Annotated in this window: 17 protein-coding genes and 4 tRNA genes; 2 read left to right on the top strand and 19 right to left on the bottom strand. The window is 43.3% G+C overall.

The window, feature by feature from the left end; translation table 11 throughout:
• Positions 1-663 precede the first annotated feature (663 nt).
• From ACYVIL_RS11690 to ACYVIL_RS11675, 4 genes are all read right to left on the bottom strand, one after another.
• Positions 664-753: transfer RNA gene (locus ACYVIL_RS11690), tRNA-Ser, on the bottom strand.
• A gap of 328 nt (positions 754-1,081) precedes the next feature.
• Complete coding sequence (locus tag ACYVIL_RS11685; RefSeq protein WP_460312539.1) at positions 1,082-1,669, bottom strand: HAD family hydrolase; 588 nt, start codon at positions 1,667-1,669, stop codon at positions 1,082-1,084.
• Positions 1,670-2,437: 768 nt separating this feature from the next.
• On the bottom strand, positions 2,438-3,496 hold the full coding sequence (nadA, locus tag ACYVIL_RS11680) for a quinolinate synthase NadA (protein ID WP_303470033.1): 1,059 nt from the start codon (positions 3,494-3,496) through the stop codon (positions 2,438-2,440).
• Positions 3,497-3,587: 91 nt separating this feature from the next.
• On the bottom strand, positions 3,588-4,754 hold the full coding sequence (locus ACYVIL_RS11675; protein WP_460312538.1) for an acyltransferase family protein: 1,167 nt from the start codon (positions 4,752-4,754) through the stop codon (positions 3,588-3,590).
• A 106-nt stretch (positions 4,755-4,860) separates the two neighbouring features.
• Here ACYVIL_RS11675 and ACYVIL_RS11670 point away from each other — a divergent pair, with 106 nt between their 5' ends.
• A complete protein-coding gene (locus ACYVIL_RS11670) occupies positions 4,861-5,772 on the top strand; it encodes a LytR/AlgR family response regulator transcription factor (RefSeq protein ID WP_460312537.1) in 912 nt (303 codons plus the stop codon).
• 123 nt (positions 5,773-5,895) lie between these two features.
• Complete coding sequence (locus tag ACYVIL_RS11665) at positions 5,896-6,390, top strand: hypothetical protein (RefSeq protein WP_460312536.1); 495 nt, start codon at positions 5,896-5,898, stop codon at positions 6,388-6,390.
• A 762-nt stretch (positions 6,391-7,152) separates the two neighbouring features.
• Here the strand turns inward: ACYVIL_RS11665 and ACYVIL_RS11660 are convergent.
• The 15 genes from ACYVIL_RS11660 to aspS all read right to left on the bottom strand — a co-directional run bounded on the left by ACYVIL_RS11660 (position 7,153) and on the right by aspS (position 18,139).
• Positions 7,153-7,228, bottom strand: a tRNA-Lys gene (locus ACYVIL_RS11660).
• Positions 7,229-7,300: 72 nt separating this feature from the next.
• Positions 7,301-7,413 (bottom strand) — tRNA-Lys (locus ACYVIL_RS11655).
• 96 nt (positions 7,414-7,509) lie between these two features.
• A tRNA-Lys gene (locus ACYVIL_RS11650) sits at positions 7,510-7,585 on the bottom strand.
• A gap of 236 nt (positions 7,586-7,821) precedes the next feature.
• A complete protein-coding gene (gene ybgF, locus ACYVIL_RS11645) occupies positions 7,822-8,592 on the bottom strand; it encodes a tol-pal system protein YbgF (RefSeq protein ID WP_303470041.1) in 771 nt (256 codons plus the stop codon).
• A 12-nt stretch (positions 8,593-8,604) separates the two neighbouring features.
• Positions 8,605-9,171: a peptidoglycan-associated lipoprotein Pal gene (pal, locus tag ACYVIL_RS11640; protein ID WP_303470043.1), complete on the bottom strand. Its 567-nt coding sequence runs from the start codon at positions 9,169-9,171 to the stop codon at positions 8,605-8,607.
• 49 nt (positions 9,172-9,220) lie between these two features.
• Positions 9,221-10,576: a Tol-Pal system beta propeller repeat protein TolB gene (gene tolB / locus ACYVIL_RS11635; protein WP_460312535.1), complete on the bottom strand. Its 1,356-nt coding sequence runs from the start codon at positions 10,574-10,576 to the stop codon at positions 9,221-9,223.
• Positions 10,577-10,579: 3 nt separating this feature from the next.
• Complete coding sequence (gene tolA / locus ACYVIL_RS11630) at positions 10,580-11,446, bottom strand: cell envelope integrity protein TolA (protein ID WP_303470047.1); 867 nt, start codon at positions 11,444-11,446, stop codon at positions 10,580-10,582.
• 7 nt (positions 11,447-11,453) lie between these two features.
• Positions 11,454-11,876, bottom strand: a complete 423-nt coding sequence (gene tolR, locus ACYVIL_RS11625; RefSeq protein WP_303470825.1) for a protein TolR — start codon at positions 11,874-11,876, stop codon at positions 11,454-11,456.
• Between the two features lie 8 nt (positions 11,877-11,884).
• On the bottom strand, positions 11,885-12,574 hold the full coding sequence (tolQ, locus tag ACYVIL_RS11620; protein ID WP_303470049.1) for a protein TolQ: 690 nt from the start codon (positions 12,572-12,574) through the stop codon (positions 11,885-11,887).
• On the bottom strand, positions 12,564-12,974 hold the full coding sequence (gene ybgC / locus ACYVIL_RS11615; protein WP_303470051.1) for a tol-pal system-associated acyl-CoA thioesterase: 411 nt from the start codon (positions 12,972-12,974) through the stop codon (positions 12,564-12,566). The genes tolQ and ybgC overlap by 11 nt, the downstream gene beginning before the upstream one ends.
• Positions 12,975-13,547: 573 nt before the next feature.
• A complete protein-coding gene (gene ruvB / locus ACYVIL_RS11610; RefSeq protein ID WP_303470052.1) occupies positions 13,548-14,558 on the bottom strand; it encodes a Holliday junction branch migration DNA helicase RuvB in 1,011 nt (336 codons plus the stop codon).
• Positions 14,559-14,713: 155 nt separating this feature from the next.
• Positions 14,714-15,337: a Holliday junction branch migration protein RuvA gene (ruvA, locus tag ACYVIL_RS11605; protein WP_303470053.1), complete on the bottom strand. Its 624-nt coding sequence runs from the start codon at positions 15,335-15,337 to the stop codon at positions 14,714-14,716.
• Positions 15,338-15,388: 51 nt separating this feature from the next.
• A complete protein-coding gene (gene ruvC / locus ACYVIL_RS11600) occupies positions 15,389-15,910 on the bottom strand; it encodes a crossover junction endodeoxyribonuclease RuvC (RefSeq protein WP_303470055.1) in 522 nt (173 codons plus the stop codon).
• Positions 15,901-16,371 (bottom strand): dihydroneopterin triphosphate diphosphatase, encoded by a 471-nt coding sequence (gene nudB / locus ACYVIL_RS11595; protein ID WP_303470056.1) that lies wholly within the window; start codon positions 16,369-16,371, stop codon positions 15,901-15,903. Before nudB ends, ruvC begins: the two co-directional genes overlap by 10 nt.
• Position 16,372: 1 nt before the next feature.
• Positions 16,373-18,139, bottom strand: coding sequence for an aspartate--tRNA ligase (gene aspS / locus ACYVIL_RS11590; RefSeq protein ID WP_460312534.1), 1,767 nt, complete (start codon positions 18,137-18,139; stop codon positions 16,373-16,375).
• Positions 18,140-18,235: the final 96 nt, after the last annotated feature.

Here is an 18,235-nt window from a genome sequence, read left to right as displayed (position 1 = left end):
CTGCTTTTTAGCTCAACGGATATTGCTACATAAACGTTTTAAAGTCACAGCAGCAATGCTCCTAGCAGCGCAAAATGCGCTACTCAAGGAAACAATATGTGTATAAAAGATGTGGGGAGCCTACAGCCTAAAGACCATGCTACAGGCAACATTGTAGTCGGCGGCTTTAGCCCCGAGAGAGAGATACCCATAACCTGTAGTCGGGCGCTTTAGCCCCGAAAGGATGCATTCCCCCCCCATGGCCTAAAGACCATGCTACAGGCAACACTGTAGTCAGTGGCTTCAGCCCCGAGAGAGGTATATCCATAACCTGTAGTCGGTGGCTTCAGCCCCGAGAGAGGTATATCCATAACCTGTAGTCAGCGGCTTTAGCCCCGAAAGGATGTATTGTCCCTCCATGGCCTAAAGACCATGCTACAGGCAACACTGTAGTCGGTGGCTTTAGCCCCGAGAGGATGTATTCCCCTTCCATGGCCTAAAGACCATGCTACAGATTAAACAAATATTCATTCCTGAATATTTTGCCATGGTCAACGATGCTACCCAGCGAAAGCATCCTATTTTCCCAGCATAAGCAACAAACCATAGGATTACTTCAAATCCTTACTAATTCGTATGAAATAAAAAAGCCCCTACGAAAAACGTAGGGGCTTTCTTATTTTTTGGCGGAGAGAGAGGGATTCGAACCCTCGTTAGGTTTAACCCTAAACACACTTTCCAGGCGTGCGCCTTCAGCCACTCAGCCACCTCTCCAAAACTTTTAAATTACTCTTCGAATATATCGCAGAGTTAACACATCCATGATGATCGGCACCCAGTCCGTACATCCATGTCCGGCCGTCCAGCCGGGCGGTGCTTCGCACCTAAAGAGGCCGGCTTCACCCACCTCTGAAAAAACTTTTAAATCGTTACCGTCTTTCGAAATTCAGTCATAAATCTGACATCCCTTGACGACGGGTGCGTATGTTAGGGAAATACGCGTCTGTAAGCAAGTAGAAAAATCAATAATCTGGCGTTTGTAGGGCGATTATCTGCGTTATTTCATAGAGTTTAGGATTAGTGATGAATACTTGTTCAAAAATCAAGGATGTTGCACTTTTCCATTTATGACCATGATGCAGTCCATGCCAGCGTGCTCTGCTGCTTGTTTGCCTATTTTAGTGTCTTCAAATACGACACATTCATTCGCAGCCAATCCCATATTCTTAGCCGCCGTTAGAAACGTCTCGCCATGGGGCTTGCCGTGGGTAACATCGGATGAGGTGACAACGGTTTCTAATCTATCCAGCAATCCGGTTTCCGATAACATGCGCAATGCATTATCGCGATCTGCGCCCGTTCCCACGCCCATTTTAAGTTTACCTTCGTAGCGTTGCATAATCTGAAACGTATCATCAATAACCGTTAGGGCTTCGTCTAGACCTAGCCAAATTTCACGTTTCTTTTGGGCAACTTGGTCTAAATCTCGGTCCAAACCATATTTTTCATTTAGAATTTTCACGATTTCACGCGTTGGAACACCTCCTAGGGAGTAAATAAAGTCTCCATCACAGGGAATATCAAAGATTTCACAGGTTTTTTGCCACGCCGTGGCATGGGTTCCCATAGAATCGATTATGGTGCCATCCATATCAAAAACGATCCCTTTGTACTGACTTAAATCGACCATAATGTAATCCTATTTTTTGATTTTGAACGGTAGCATGATCTTTTGACCATAGGATGACAATTCGTCCTCTCGGGGCTAAAGCACCCGACTACAGGTTATGGATATCCCTCTCTCGGGGCTAAAGCACCCGACTACAAGGGTGCTTTTAGCATGATCTTTTGACCATGGGATGACAATACATCCTTTCGGGGCTAAAGCACCCGACTACAGGTTATGGATATCCCTCTCTCGGGGCTGAAGCACCCGACTACAAGGGTGCTTTTAGCATGATCTTTTGACCATGGGATGACAATACATCCTTTCGGGGCTAAAGCACCCGACTACAGGTTATGGATATCCCTCTCTCGGGGCTGAAGCCGCCGACTACAAGGGTGCTTGTAGCATGATCTTTTGACCATGGGATGACAATACATCCTTTCGGGGCTAAAGCACCCGACTACAGGTTATGGATATCCCTCTCTCGGGGCTGAAGCACCCGACTACAAGGGTGCTTGTAGCATGATCTTTAGGCCATGGGATGACAATACATCCTTTCGGGGCTGAAGCACCCGACTACAAGGGTGCTTGTAGCATGATCTTTAGGCCATGGGATGACAATACATCCTTTCGGGGCTGAAGCACCCGACTACAGGTTGTGGATATCCCGCTCTCGGGGCTGAAGCCGCCGACTACAGGTTATGGATATCCCTCTCTCGGGGCTGAAGCCGCCGACTACAGGTTGTGGATATCCCTTTCTCGGGGCTAAAGCCGCCGACTACAGTGCGTTTTTTAGGCGTTGCCGGCTACTTTCATTTTTAATTCTGCGGCAAAATCGAGCATACGATTTAGCGGCACCAGGGCTTTTTGTCTGAGGTTTTCGTCTACAAAAATTTCGTGTCCGCTATTATCCATCAACGAATCATAAACAGCTTTTAAACCATTCATTGCCATCCACGGACAGTGGGCACAGCTTTTACAGGTCGCGCCATTGCCAGCAGTTGGGGCTTCATAAAAGGTTTTATTCGGTGCCAATTGCTGCATCTTGTAAAAAATGCCTCGGTCGGTGGCAACGATGAATTTTTCGTTATCTAATTTTTGAGAGGCATTAATCAATTGGGTGGTAGAACCTACGGCATCAGCCATCTCCACTACACTTGCGGGTGACTCAGGGTGCACCAATACAGCTGCATCGGGATGCAGATGCTTCATATCATTGAGGGCTTTGGCAGAAAACTCGTCGTGCACAATACACTCGCCTTGCCACATCAACATGTCAGCACCGGTTTGTTTTGCAATGTAGGCGCCTAAGTGACGATCCGGACCCCATAGGATTTTTTCGCCCATGGCATCCAAATGTTCAACAATTTCTAGGGCAATACTCGAGGTAACTACCCAATCAGCTCTGGCTTTCACCGCCGCTGAGGTATTGGCATACACCACGACTGTGTGATCCGGATGAGCGTCACAAAACGCACTAAATTCATCAATTGGACAACCTAAGTCTAACGAACAAGTGGCGTCTAGCGTTGGCATCAACACGGTTTTTTGTGGACTGAGGATTTTTGAGGTCTCCCCCATAAACTTCACACCCGCGACGATAAGGGTTTGTGCGTCACTATCACGGCCATAGCGCGCCATTTCTAATGAGTCTGAAATAAAGCCACCGGTCTCTTCAGCCAGTGCTTGAATTTCAGGATCAGTATAATAATGGGCGACAAGAACGGCGTTTTTTTCAACTAATAAACGTTTAATTTCATCAGTGTAAAAAGCGTTTTGTGCTGCATTTAGTACTTCTGGTTTTGCCGGAAATGGGTAATCAATAGAATCAATACGATTCACCTGCGTCATCATGGTCTCTTATAAACAGGGTTAAGATGTCCGCATATTATACAATTATTACAAACGAATGAAAAACCCAGTATTTTTATTTACAGTATTTTTATGATTTATTTAGTTTTAGGCCAAATAACCATCTAGTGATGGGGGTGCGTTTTACTATTTCGTAGCATAAACCACAACCAACCATAGTGGCGAGCAATAATACAATGAACTCGATAAAAGTGGGCAAACCATAAGGTTTAAAATACCACGCAAACATAACAATCAGGGTTTGGTGGAACATATACCAAGGCAAAACAGCGTTATTAGCGTAGGTAATCAGTTTATTTTGACGGTTTAAATAGCGCCCTCCGTAACCAATCAACGTGAATATCCATGCCCACATATTGCTAATAAAAATACTGCCGTAAATACCACGAACCAACAGTGAACTTTGGTACTGATTAGCCAACCAGGTAAACCCATCATTTCGGTCAGCAACAATAAATAAATATCCTAAAATCGCCATCCCTAAAAACCAACGACGTTTGTTAATCACAGTATTCCACCAGCAAGACTGCTGGGCAAAGACATAGCCAAACACGAAGATCAGAAAATACTTCCCATGGTTATACCAATCACTGATGAGATCATGGGTGGTAGGATAAGCAAGACGTAGCGTTAAATACACTAGCAATAACCCTAAAACAATGCAGACAAAGGCGGCACTAAACGGCATATTTTGAACAACACCCGAGCGAATAGCCTTTGTGAGCAATGGCCTAATCGCCAGTATGAGCAAACTGTAAATCCACAAGTAAGGTAAAAACCAAAGGTGATTCCAGGTGAGTAAACCGATAATCGACTGGTGTTCTTTTAATAAATCTGTATTGGGATTGATATATTCCAACCAAAACGTCCACATCCCCTCTGAAACTAAGTTCTGAGCCCGGGCCTCGATATATACCTGAGGCGCAACAATCACAAACATGCCAAATATGAGTGGTACCAGTAAACGGTTGCTTCTGAGCCTCATCAAACTGCCGATGGAATACCGTTTTTCGATTAAAGACAATGCCATCGCACTGATAAAAAACAACAGTGACATACGCCAAGTATTGGTGAGTATCATCACCTCTTGTAGCCAACGGAAAGTATGTTTACTTTTGATATGCCAACCCCAATCAAAAACATAGTACATACCAATGTGATAAAAAATCAGAATTAAAAACGCTAAATTTCGTAGCCAATCGATATCATATCGACGTGGTGAGGATATTTGTGTCATGCTTGGATCTCGATTCTTATGGAATAAATGGGATGACTTAGCATCAACCTAAAACTTCAATAAAAACAGAGCATAATGACCATTCGAAGGGCAAAAGGGATAAGCGGTGGATATACGGGATAAACAAAAATCAACGTGGTTTGAAAAATTCGATCAACACAGATACCTGTATAGCTATTTGTTTATCGCGGCTTATCTACTGATCAACAACAGCATTAATGCCTCTAGTGTCTGGATGGAACATAATCGTTCGAGTGATGTACAAATTCAAATATGGGAACCTTATGTATGGGAATATTCTAGTGCTTTGAGCACCCTCATTTTGTTGCCTGTTATATTCCAGTGCTTTCGTCGTTTGCCATTGCGGTTTGCCCATCTGGGTCGGCAACTTTTTATCCACTTTTTGATCACCATTTGTTTTTCCGCAGCCCATGTGGGATTGATGGTGATGTTTCGAGAGTGGATCTATTTTTTGGAAGGTGGAAATTATGACTTTTCCCCATGGTTACGTGAATTTTGGTACGAATACCGCAAAGATGCGTGGGGTTATGTGTTCTGGCTGATCCTATATCAAGTGATGCAGTCATTGTACGCCCGCCTCAAAGGTGAAGCGAGTTTGGTTAATAACCAAGAGGAAACTGTATCTGCAGAAGCCGACACTATATCAGCGCCCTCGCCCGCCGCAGCACCAGATTTCTTATTAGTTAAGAAGCTCGATAAAGAGTTTCTGGTCAAAGTGGATGAAATTGAATGGTTGGAATCTGCAGGGAACTATGTGAACTTGCACAAACAAGGACGTATCTACCCCTTACGTGGCACTTTAAATGACACCACGTCGCGCCTAAATGACAAAGGTTTTAGCCGCATCCACCGCAGTTTTGCGGTGAATTTAGCAGCCATTGACAATATTCAATATCAGCCTAGTGGCGATGGCAAGATTACCTTGAAATCGGGGAACACCTTGAATTTGTCGCGACGCTATAAAGATGAACTGAAAGAAAAACTCCGTTTAACCTAATATTTGTTTGCCTCATTTTGACTCAACATTTAAGTAGTATCATGTACTTAATTGGTTTCTAAACCTTCAAATATCGTTGTAATATCAATTGAATTTAACTGCATTTGTGTTTACGGAATGAATATGCGCATTACCTTATTAATCTGCTTACTGATGTCCCAAGTGGCTTTTGCCAATCATTTTACTCTCGATGAATATGCCGGTGTAAAACTCGGCTCCCATGGTGACAAGGCTCTGGAGCTTCTCAAAAATTACCATCCAGAAAAAAGCTCATATGATGAAGCTCAGTCCTGTTTTTATTTAATTCCGCCCGCTGATTTCGACGGAGCCTATATTATGGTTTTAGATGGAACCGTGGAACGTTTTGAGGTGGATGAGCAAAGCTCAAAAATAACCACGCAAGAAGGGATTGGAATAGGTTCATCTAAAGCGGATGTTGTTGGGGCTTACAAAGACGTAAAAGTTTCTGTGCACCCTTATCTTGGTGAAGCAGGCGAATATTTAGAAGTGACTTTAGACAATGGCAACGGTCTTATTTTCGAAACGTACCAAGATAAAGTCAGCAGTTTCAGACTAGGCCGTTACCCTGCCGTTTTATTTATTGAGGGTTGCGCTTAACGGCACAGCTCAACCACTATTACCGGTTTAGTTTATTCCTCGTGACCAAAACAATCTAACCACTTGGGCTTGTACACTCATCTAACGAGGTTTAGCCATTAATCTAGCCTGTGAGCTAATACATCAGCAAACGTCTCATAGCCGCCCCCGTAGCACGGTATTTAGGCCGTAGATGACAATACACCCACCTGTAGCACGGTCTTTAGGCCGTGGATGTGCAATCACTTAACGCGGACGCGGGACGCTGGGTGCGGGGCTAAAGCCACCGCCTACAGGCCGTGGATGACAATACACCCACCTGTAGCACGGCCTTTAGGCCGTGAATGTGTAATCAAATAACACGGACGCGGGACGCTGGGTGCGGAGTACGGGGCTAAAGCCACCGCCTACAGGCCGTGGACGACAATCTATCCACCACCCACCTGTAGCACGGTCTTTAGGCCGTGAATGTGCAATCAATTAACGCGGACGCGGGACGCGGAGTACGGGGCTAAAGGCACCGCCTACAGGCCGCGGACGACAATCCATCCACCTGTAGCACGGTCTTTAGGCCGTGGATGTGCAACCAAATAACGCGGGGCGCTGAGTACGGGGCTAAAGCCACCGCCTACAACTCATCCTGCCTTCCACCCTTCGGGCAGCCTGCGGCTGTACAAATTGTTCCCGACAATTTGTCGAACGGGCTGGTTCTCATCCTGCACGACTTGCATGATGTTTTGAATTTGGATGTTTAGGAATTTAACGTTGAGGATACTAATAAGATGGTGGGTCGTGCTGGATTCGAACCAGCGACCAATTGATTAAAAGTCAACTGCTCTACCAACTGAGCTAACGACCCATCTATTGAAGCTTTTTATGAATCCAGCAATGTGTGCTGGATTATTCCGGACATCCTGTCCTCCACCCCTTCGGGGCCATGCTGCGCATGTTCAAAACTGTTCCCTACAGTTTTGTCGAACCAGCGACCAATTGATTAAAAGTCAACTGCTCTACCAATCCTTCGGACGAGTGAACTAACGACCCATCTATTGAAGCTTCTTACTAATTCAGTAAATATTGTACTGAATTATTTTGGACTTCCTGTCCTCCCCGGAGGGATAGTTTATTCTAAACTGAAATTGGTGGGTCGTGCTGGATTCGAACCAGCGACCAATTGATTAAAAGTCAACTGCTCTACCAACTGAGCTAACGACCCTTTTTCAGTTTTGTTACAGACCTCCTGCAACGGCGGCATATAATACTCAAATATCTTGTGGGTGCAACCTAAATATGAAGTTATTTTTAAACTAATTGTCTTTTCGATGAAAAACTAAGCAAGGGGAGCAAAAACGGTATGATTTATGTGCACATAAAACTGATTTATACCGTTTTCGACTCTAAAATTAATTCAAATTATTTTTCAAACTAGGCTCTAAATTATCTATTTGAGAATTAATTCATTGCACTTAAACGAGAATTAGCCAGACGACTGGAAGCAGAATCTGGGTACTCAGACAAAACTTGTTCAAACAATTGTTTTGCTCTAGCCAAATTATCTCTGCGTTGTTCAACCACTCCTAATTTGAATAATGCATCTGCACGTTTTGATGAATCAGGATAGCCACTGACCAAAATTTGGAATTGTTCTGCCGCACTTTCCCATTGCTGTTTATTGAACAACAATTGCCCCAACCAATAGTGAGCATTTGCTGCATAGCTGGAATTTGGGTAGGTTTTGATAAATGACTGAAACTCAGGAATGGCTAAATCATATTGCTTATCACGCAAAATCAAGTTAACCGCGCGGTCATAGGCATCACTCTCACTAACATTAGTAGTAACAGGCATGTCTACTTGAGGTTGCTGTACAGGATTGTTGGTAGTTGAATTGGCCGTTGATTGTTGCTGAGTAGTCTGAGAATTCACAGCGGCGATGCGCTTATCAATTTCCAAGTACAGCTCACGTTGCCTTTCCAAAATCTTTTCAAGTTGATGATTATGCAATTCTAAAGTACCACGCATTTCGCTGACTTCGTTTTGCATTTCATCTAACTGTTGCTGTATTCGATGCTGCATCTCTGTACGTGAATCTAAGATACGTTCTAACACTTCAACACGTTTAGTAAGGGATCCATCGTTTAAGTCTGTTACAGGCGCAGGAGCCGCATTAACTGCGGCTCCATATACTAGTAATAGACTAATCGCTTTCATGCGTTTAATCATAATGACTCTATTCTATTGATATACCAAAACACCGCGGCGATTTTGTGCAAAAGCAGATTGAGAAGTGCCATTTGCTACAGGTTTTTCTTCGCCATATGAAACCACAGACATCTGTGATGAACTTACGTTAGCATTTAACAGGTATGTTTGTATTGATTTAGCGCGTCTTTCACCAAGAGCAATATTATACTCTGGCGTACCACGACGGTCACAATGACCTTCAATAACAATTGATTGACTTGGGTTGGCTGCTAAAAACTGAGCATGCTTAGACAATATAGCACGTGCAGACGAGGTCAAATTTGACGTATCAAAATCAAAGTAAACGACTTGATCTTGCTCTAATGTTGCCAAATCTTTAGCGCGCTGCTCAGCTTCCATTTGTTCACGTTGCTGCATCGCCATGATTTCTGCTTTTTCAGCTTCAGCATCTCTTGCTGCCTGATCAGCTGCTGCTTGGGCTGCTGCGGCTTCTTTAGCTGCTGCTTCATCAACACCATTATCTGTTGAAGTACACGCCATAACGGTCACCAATGGCAGAGTAATCACAAGACCTTTTAATACTTTCTTAAGTTGCATTTCGTTATTCCTTCTCGTTTTCGAAATTTCTAACAGTTTTTAGTTTATGTTACAAAAATGGTGACCAGCTAGGTGACTTAACCTGCCCTTCTGACACCGGCAACCTTGCCTTAAATCGTCCATCAAGTGACACCAATGATAATACCTGTCTGCCTTCGTGCAAAGTACTATAGATTATCATACTGCCATTCGGTGCAAGACTGGGTGATTCATCTAGAAATGTTTTCGTTAACACCAACATATCACCTGAGTCTACGCCTTGCTTAGCTATATGGTAATTTCCGCGGGTACGATTAACCATGACCATTTGAGTGCCATCTGGTGTGTAGGTTCCTCCAAGGTTCATATCTCCCTCAAAAGTGACCCGCCGAGTTTTACCTGTATTTAAATTTACTCGATAAATCTGAGGTTTACCACCCCGTTCTGAACTAAAGATTAAATGTTTACCATCTGGAGACCAACTTGGCTCAGTATCGATTGCGCGATTACGGGTAATCTGACGCAAACGCTTAGAGGCCAGATCCATCACGTAAATTTCTGGATTACCATCTTTAGATAGAACCATTGCCAACTGATTTCCATCTGGTGAAAACGTTGGTGCACCATTTATGCCAGGAAAGTCGGTGATCATAGTACGACTGCCTGTATAAATATCCTGAATAAATATCTGTGGTTTTTTGTTCTCAAATGACACGTAGGCTAGCTTTCTGCCATCTGGAGACCAAGATGGTGACATAAGTGGCTCATTGGAGCGCAACAAAACATTCTCATTCTTACCGTCGTAATCTGCCACTATTAATTGAAAAGGCTTAGCTTCGGTTTCTGAGTCTCTGACAATAATGTATGCAATTTGCGTCAGAAAGGCCCCTTTTTCACCGGTAAGCTTCTCATATATTATGTCGCTAATACGATGGGCGTATTGGCGAAAGTCATCACCACTGATCACCCAGCTCCACTCGTCCAGTATATGATCACGGTTAGTGACTAGTTGCCCATTGCTCCTCATTTGCGTTTGACCACCGGTTATTTGACCGCGGATCACGTCAAGGAGTTGTAAGCTCACTTTGAATTCATCAGCGCCTTGTTGCTGAACATGGCCGATAAGCAAGGCCTCAGCACCCGATGCAGCCCACTCACTGTAATCCACTTCGCTATCTGATTTGGGTAACTGGGGCATTTGTTGACGGCTTAATGCGAAAAATTTGCCACTGCGAGTTAAGTCTGCGGCAACCACTTCATCGATACTACTGGGTAATACAGTTCCAGCAGAAACATGAAAAGGAACAATACCAATAGGACGGGCATTATTGACGCCTTCGGTAATGTATATTTCCAAGGTCGCGTGTGACTCCAATGAGAAACAGATGAAAAAGAGCGATAGTAAAATACTGTTTATTTTATTCATTCATTAAAAACCAAAGTTAATAGTTATATCTTTTAGATTATTGTAAACCTGTGGATCTGAAGACATCGGTAACTCCCCAGCCCGTCGAATTGCTTGCTCGCCCGCTACACAGACAACTTTGTCGCCGCCTAAGGTGCGAATTTGAATGACAAACCCAGACGAAGACAAACGAATGTTAATTCGGCATGACTTGCCTTTCATGGAATCATCCTTATACGTATTTTGATCAATTTTGGCATTGATCAACGCAGTATACTTTTCTGTTTCAGATAAAACCTGGCGCTGACGTTGCTGATTTCGCGAAGCTTGTTCCATTTCTAGCTGCTCTTGCATTAATCGTTCCTGTTCGCGTAACTCAGCTTCTTCTCGTTTTTTGCGCTCGGCTTCTTTCTTTGCTTGCGCTTCTTTTTCACGCTTTTCTCTGGCTTTACGCTCTCTTTCTTCAGCCGCTTTACGTTCTAGCTCTCGTTGTTTTTTCTGTTGCGCTTCTTTTTGCGCTTTCTCTTGAGCTAAGCGTTTCTTTTCTTTGGCTTCAGCTGCAGCTTGTTTCTGACGTTTGGCATCTTCTTTACGTTTTTTCTCCTTTGCTGCAAGGTCACGTTTTCGCTGTTCAGCTTCGGCTTTACGTCTTTGAGCATCGCGTATTTTTTGCAGCTCTTTTTGCTTTTCAGCTTCTTTTTTCTGTTCAATACGTTTGAGTTGATCATTTACTGCCTTTTGATCAACCACAGTCGCTTCAATGGGCGTAAAAGTAGCGGTACTCAAATCAATCTGTTTAGGAGGCGAATGGAAGTCGACACTTATCGCCAGCAATCCGCCTAAGATAATATGTAAAACAATAGAGATAGAAATAGGGCTTAACTTAAACATGCAAAGCCTATTGTTCAGGGGACTCGGTCATTAAACCCACTGACGGCACACCCGCCCGCTGCAAAAGCACCATTAACTGCACAACATTGGCATAAGGTACTGCACCGTCGCCTTTTACAACAACAGGAGTAGTCGGCTCTTTTTTGATTTGCTGGGCAACAATTACCGCCAAATCTGTGGCTGACATGGGATCTTCTTGGTTATCCCCAACATTGATGAAGTATTCACCATCGGCATTTACCGATGCAATGATGGGCGGTTTTGAGTCATCTTGTAACGACTCTGCTTCAGCCTTAGGTAAATCGACTTTTACCCCTTGTGTTACCAGCGGTGCGGTCACCATAAAAATGATCAACAACACCAACATTACATCAATGTAAGGTACAACGTTGATTTCAGAGACTGGACGTCGGCGTTTACGCTCGTACACAACCATCGTTAAACACTCTCAGCTCGTTGTGACAGGGTTTGGCGATGGAGGATACTAGAAAACTCTTCCATAAAATTACCGTAACTGTTTTCTAACTTTTCAACTTGGTTGCTAAAGCGGTTGTAGGCGATAACAGAAGGTATCGCAGCGAAAAGCCCCATGGCTGTAGCAATAAGAGCTTCGGCAATACCAGGAGCAACCATAGCTAAGGTAGCTTGTTGCACTTCACCCAATGCGATAAACGAGTTCATTATTCCCCAAACGGTGCCAAATAGGCCAATGTAAGGACTAATGGATCCTGCTGTGGCAAGAAACGGTAAATTTGCTTCTAGGTGATCTACTTCACGTGACAATGAAACACGCATCGCTCTGTATGTCCCTTCCATTGTCGCTTCGGTAGAGCTACCACTGGCTTTTCGTAAGCGCACAAATTCTTTAAACCCTGCACAAAATAAGCTGCCCATACCTTGCACAGATTGGCGAGCAGAAAGTTCTTGGTACAATTTATTTAAATCAACACCAGACCAAAATTTATCTTCAAACTTTTTGGTTTCAGATTTTGCCTGCTTTAGCACTTTTATCCGCTGGAAAATGAATGCCCAGGACACAACAGATGTTGCCAGTAATAGTAACATTACCAATTGAACTAAAAGACTTGCCTGCAAAAACAGGTCAAAAAATGACAAATTAGATGACACTTGAGATTTCCCCTAAAATGAACGCAGGTATTGCTATGGGTTTCATCTTTTGAAGATCCACACAGGCAACCCTGATTTTCGCACTAACCAAACTTAGGTTGTTTGAATTTGTTATTTGTTGTTGGAACAACATGCTAGCACGTTTTAATTCAATTATTTGTGTATTAATTTGTAAAAAATCATCGAATTTTGCGGCTGCAATATTGTCCATTTCCACCCGTTTGACGACAAAACCCACGGATTGTTCCAAAAGACTATGTTGTTCTATACCAAAACTTCTTAGCCATTCAGTTCTTGCGCGCTCAAAAAACTTTAAATAGTTAGCATAATATACGATACCACCTGCATCTGTATCTTCGTAGTAGACGCGCACGTTAAATTTGTGAACAGGAAATGGCATCGAATTTTCTACCTCTTTAAATAACGCTAATGCTTAGTCCAGCAGACTTGAAAATAATTCAATTTAAACATCATAATCAAGATAAATATGTCGCAGATAAAATCACTATTTTAATGGTAAATAGCTAAATTATGCAGTTAACCCCATAAAAGTGAGTTTTAGTTTTTAATAAGCATGCATAAAATCAGCATAAAATTCAACTTTTACACTAGATTTGTTAATCCAATTTCATTTAAGAAAAATTCATTCAAAATTAACAACCACGATACATTACTTGCCAAATATAGGAATTTACATAGGAATGGAAAAACATTCAAAGTTTTCATCATTAGTTAATCTAATCTGAAAACACAATTTTTTTCAATTGTAGATTTTTTGCTGATGTATAGAATACGCCTCGTTCTCCTGACTAAGGCGACGAGCTTTCGAAGCGGTAGTCAGAAAATGTATCAATTGCTTATTGATAGATGTGTTCCCTGGAATTTTCCTTTCCAAATACTTGTTGCTTTGCCCGCGAATTTCGCGGGCTTTTTTTTGCCTCAGACTTTGTTGCCTGAAACTTAGCCTGCTTAGTTAATTCTGAGGTTTGTAGTCTTTACCAAAATGCAAGAACGCACGTTGAGATACTATGCGCCCTCTTGGGGTTCTTTGTAAAAACCCTTGTTGAATTAGAAAGGGTTCAATTACATCTTCAATGGTTTCTTTTTCTTCACCAATGGCCGCCGCCAAATTGTCTAACCCCACAGGTCCGCCCATAAACTTGTCAATAATGGTAAGCAACAACTTACGATCCATGTAGTCGAAACCTTCTTTATCCACATCAAGCATGTCTAACGCTTCTGCGGCAACCGCTTCAGATATATCACCGTCGGCTTTAACTTCAGCAAAATCTCGTACTCTGCGCAATAAACGATTAGAAATCCGCGGTGTCCCTCTAGAGCGTCTGGCTATTTCTAACGCCCCTTGATGATGGATATTGAGATTTAAATAGTTTGCTGAGCGCGTGACAATTTGAGTGAGATCTTTAAGGCTGTAAAACTCTAAACGCTGCACTATGCCAAATCGGTCTCGTAACGGCGAGGTTAACGAACCTGCGCGGGTAGTCGCTCCCACTAAGGTGAACGGCGGTAAATCTAATTTAATCGAACGCGCTGCAGGCCCCTCACCTATCATAATATCTAATTGATAATCTTCCATAGCGGGATAAAGGACTTCTTCTACCACTGGGCTCAGACGATGAATTTCATCTATGAACAATACATCATGCTCTTCTAAGTTGGTAAGCAATGCAGCCAGATCACCGGCTTTTTCCAATACCGGCCCTGAGGTAGTCTTAATACTTACCCCCATTTCATTGGCTACAATATTCGCCAGCGTTGTTTTACCTAAACCAGGCGGGCCAAAAATAAGCAAGTGATCGAGTGCATCACTTCGATTTCTAGCCGCTTGAATAAAGATATCCATTTGTTTACAAACATGATCTTGGCCTGTGTAGTCGGCCAATAACTTGGGGCGTATAGCACGGTCCACAGCTTCATCTTCGGTATCTGCCGTGGGGTGGATTAATCGATCAGCTTCAATCATGAATGTGTCTTCTGGTTAAATTCTAGCATCGGGTAAAAAGAGTAATTAGCGTGCAAGTAACCTTTTTATTGCAAGCACCTAAACCTCACTAACGAACAGTGTTTTTTTATACAGTAAATCGTAATATCTGTACAGTCTAGTTTATCTGCTCAAGGTTAAACCATTGAACGTAATGCTTCCCGGATCAGCTCTTCGCTGCTAATACCTTGGTGATACACCGAATTAATGGTTTTTGCCGCTTGTGCGGGTTTATAGCCCAAAGCGACCATTGCACTTAACGCATCTTCTTTTACGTCAGTGGGTTTCACTAAGGTGTCTTGTGGACTTTCCACCTGCATAGGCGGTAAATGATGTTTACCTTCACCTTGTTCTTCGAGCTTTTTCAATCTATCGCGCATTTCAACTACAAGTCTTTCTGCGGTCTTTTTACCGACACCAGGGAGTTTCACTAACCCAGTGAAATCATCGTGACTAACACACTGAATAAATTGCGATGCCGACATGCCAGAAAGAATAGTAAGGGCTAATTTAGGACCGACACCATTCACTTTAATTAACTCTCGAAAGAGTGCACGCTCAGATTTATCGGCAAAGCCAAACAGCAATTGGGCATCTTCACGCACCACAAAATGAATATATACAGTTGCTTCTTGACCAATTTCTGGCAACTGGTAAAAGCTTGTCATGGGTAATTGCACTTCATAGCCTATACCACCCGCTTCAATTAAAATTTCAGGAGGTTGCTTTTCTAATAGTTGGCCTCGAATTAAGCCGATCATAAACATGTCCTATTATGCTGGGTGTTAAAATTGGGTATCTAGAAAACCTTGTTACCTTAATCTACCACGTACGGTTTTACTCGCTTTTCCAGCAAGTTTAATTAAGGTTTGATAACTGTGTCCATGACACAATGCTACGGCTAGCGCATCTGCGGCATCGGCCTGCGGGGTTTTAGTGAGTTTAAGTAAGTAGGTAACCATATGCTGAACTTGAGTTTTTTCAGCACTGCCTTTGCCCACAACACTTTGTTTGATTTGTCGGGCAGAATATTCAGCCACGGGTAAATCTGCGTTGGTGGCCGCCACTATCGCAGCTCCACGCGCTTGCCCGAGTTTTAGGGCTGAATCAGGATTTTTCGCCATAAAGACCTGCTCGATGGCGAAAAACTGTGGTTGAAACTGACAAATAATTTCAGTCACACCTTTATAAATTTGATTCAATCTTGGGGCAAGTTCGTCGCCTTGAACACGTATACAGCCACTGCCGAGATAACTAAAGGTATTACCCGTTTGTTTAATCACCCCGTAACCGGTTATCCGCGAGCCGGGATCGATGCCAAGGATTATCGACATCTTTGCTCCTGCGGATCAGTTAGCGAAACATTAGGTACAAACTTTTCAATGGCTGATTTATTGGTGGGCGACCAGACTTTTTCCATGGCCAGGTGTTTAGGCAACCACTGGAAGGCAAGATGTTCTGTTAGCCGAATGGTTTCATTGCCTTGCACTTTCAATGCAAATACATGTTCGGTGTTGAATCGACAATCCGGTGGATAGCGATGCTGCCACCTCTGACGAATAGGGTATTGATTAACACTTCGACAATCCACAATCTCAAGATGATTGAGGGCGATATCAATACCGGTTTCCTCTTCCACTTCTCGAATTGCCGTTTGTAACGGCAATTCGCCGGGCTCTAAGGTACCTGTCACACTTTGCCAGAAATTAGGGTCATCTTGACGCTGCATCACAAGTACATTGGCGGCCTGGTCAAAGATGACAACTAATGCAGATTCTGGACGTTTATACGCCATATTAATCCGCTTTTTTATCCATTACCGTGGCGATAGATAGTTCTTTCAATTGCACTGGATTGGCTTCAGATGGCGCATCCGTTAACGGACATGCTGCTGTGGTTGTTTTCGGGAATGCCATCACATCACGAATTGACGTAGCCCCTGTCATCAACATTACTAAGCGATCTAAACCAAACGCTAGCCCAGCATGAGGTGGCGCACCAAATTTAAGAGCTTCTAGTAAGAATCCGAATTTTAACTCGGCTTCTTGTTCGCTGATCCCCAATAATCGGAACACTTCAGACTGCATCGCCTGATCGTGAATACGCACCGAACCGCCCCCAAGCTCTACGCCATTTAATACCATATCGTAGGCATTAGAAATTGCATTGGCTGGGTTAGCTGCAAGCTCATCAGGTGTCATGTCACGAGGTGCAGTGAATGGGTGATGTAATGCATGGAAATCGCCGTCAACCTCTTCAAACATAGGGAAATCGACAACCCAAAGTGGCTTCCATTCACCTTCTAATAGATCCAGATCTTCACCCAGTTTTAAACGTAACGCGCCTAGGGCTTCAGTTACCACATTGGCACTATCGGCTCCAAACAAAATAATATCGCCATCAACCGCACCGCTGCGTTTAACGATCCCCATAGCGACATCTTCAGTTAAAAATTTTAAAATGGGCGACTGTAACCCTTCCATGCCTGCTGCAAGGTCGTTAACTTTCATCCACGCCAAGCCTTTAGCACCATAGATACCAACAAAACTGCCATAGTTATCAATGTTTTTGCGGGATAAGGCTGCTCCGCCTGGCAAACGAATCACCGCGACTCTGCCTTTGGGATCATTAGCCGGCCCAGAGAACACTTTAAACTCAACATCTTTAACAAGATCAGCAACGTCAACCAACTCTAGCGGGTTACGTAAATCAGGTTTATCACTACCAAAACGACGCATTGCATCTGCAAAGGTCATGTGCGGGAATTCACCCAAATCAACATTTAGCATCTTTTGGAATAAATCTTTGATTAACCCCTCAGTAATCGACATCACCCCTGAGGCATCAAGGAAGGTGGTTTCAATATCAATTTGGGTAAATTCAGGCTGACGATCTGCGCGTAAATCTTCATCGCGGAAACACTTAACGATTTGATAGTAGCGGTCCATACCTGACATCATTAACAATTGTTTGAACAATTGGGGTGATTGAGGCAATGCAAAAAACTCACCTTTATGGGTACGACTTGGAACCAGATAATCCCGCGCGCCTTCTGGTGTTGCCTTGGTCAGAATTGGGGTTTCTATATCGAGGAAACCATCGTTTTCTAAATAACTTCTCACCGCGCTGGTGACTTTTGCTCTGAACTTTAAACGATCACTCATCACCGGGCGACGTAAATCTAAATAGCGGTATTTTAAACGTTGTTCTTCAGAGTTTTCTTGATTCCAATCTAATGGCAACGCCGCAGATCTATTCAGTATGGTTAAACCCTTACCTAATATTTCTATTTCACCCGTAGACATGTCTTTATTGATCTGACCTTCTGGACGACTGCGGACCAAGCCCGTAATTTGCACGCAAAATTCATTACGCAGACTATTGGCAGTGGCAAAGACATCTTCCAAGTCAGGATCATACACTACTTGCACAATACCTTCGCGATCCCGTAAATCGAGAAAGATAACACCGCCCAAATCACGACGTTTATTTACCCAGCCACATAAAGTAACTTCTTGACCTATAAAACTTGCGTTGATGTTTCCGCAATAATCTGTGCGCATGTAAAGCCTCTGTTGCCAGTTCATGACTTGTTATGTAAGTCATGTCACTTAAAATTATCGATAAAATCCGAAAGGATTGAAAAGCCGCATAGTATA

It is taken from the genome of Aliiglaciecola aliphaticivorans, from assembly GCF_054782055.1.
The sequence above is the reverse complement of the archived record's forward strand: the minus strand, read 5'-3'. Positions and strand labels throughout refer to the sequence as shown.

Bases quoted from the DNA above. Each gene is read 5' to 3' on its own strand.
- ACYVIL_RS11675 (WP_460312538.1), bottom strand. From the start codon at position 4,754: ATGACACAAATATCCTCACCACGTCGATATGATATCGATTGGCTACGA.
- aspS (WP_460312534.1), bottom strand. From the start codon at position 18,139: ATGCGCACAGATTATTGCGGAAACATCAACGCAAGTTTTATAGGTCAA.
- ruvC (WP_303470055.1), bottom strand. From the start codon at position 15,910: ATGTCGATAATCCTTGGCATCGATCCCGGCTCGCGGATAACCGGTTAC.
- ACYVIL_RS11665 (WP_460312536.1), top strand. From the start codon at position 5,896: ATGCGCATTACCTTATTAATCTGCTTACTGATGTCCCAAGTGGCTTTT.
- ruvB (WP_303470052.1), bottom strand. From the start codon at position 14,558: ATGATTGAAGCTGATCGATTAATCCACCCCACGGCAGATACCGAAGAT.
- nadA (WP_303470033.1), bottom strand. From the start codon at position 3,496: ATGACGCAGGTGAATCGTATTGATTCTATTGATTACCCATTTCCGGCA.
- ybgC (WP_303470051.1), bottom strand. From the start codon at position 12,974: ATGCCATTTCCTGTTCACAAATTTAACGTGCGCGTCTACTACGAAGAT.
- tolB (WP_460312535.1), bottom strand. From the start codon at position 10,576: ATGAATAAAATAAACAGTATTTTACTATCGCTCTTTTTCATCTGTTTC.
- ybgF (WP_303470041.1), bottom strand. From the start codon at position 8,592: ATGATTAAACGCATGAAAGCGATTAGTCTATTACTAGTATATGGAGCC.
- ruvA (WP_303470053.1), bottom strand. From the start codon at position 15,337: ATGATCGGCTTAATTCGAGGCCAACTATTAGAAAAGCAACCTCCTGAA.
- ACYVIL_RS11685 (WP_460312539.1), bottom strand. From the start codon at position 1,669: ATGGTCGATTTAAGTCAGTACAAAGGGATCGTTTTTGATATGGATGGC.
- tolA (WP_303470047.1), bottom strand. From the start codon at position 11,446: ATGTTTAAGTTAAGCCCTATTTCTATCTCTATTGTTTTACATATTATC.
- pal (WP_303470043.1), bottom strand. From the start codon at position 9,171: ATGCAACTTAAGAAAGTATTAAAAGGTCTTGTGATTACTCTGCCATTG.
- nudB (WP_303470056.1), bottom strand. From the start codon at position 16,371: ATGGCGTATAAACGTCCAGAATCTGCATTAGTTGTCATCTTTGACCAG.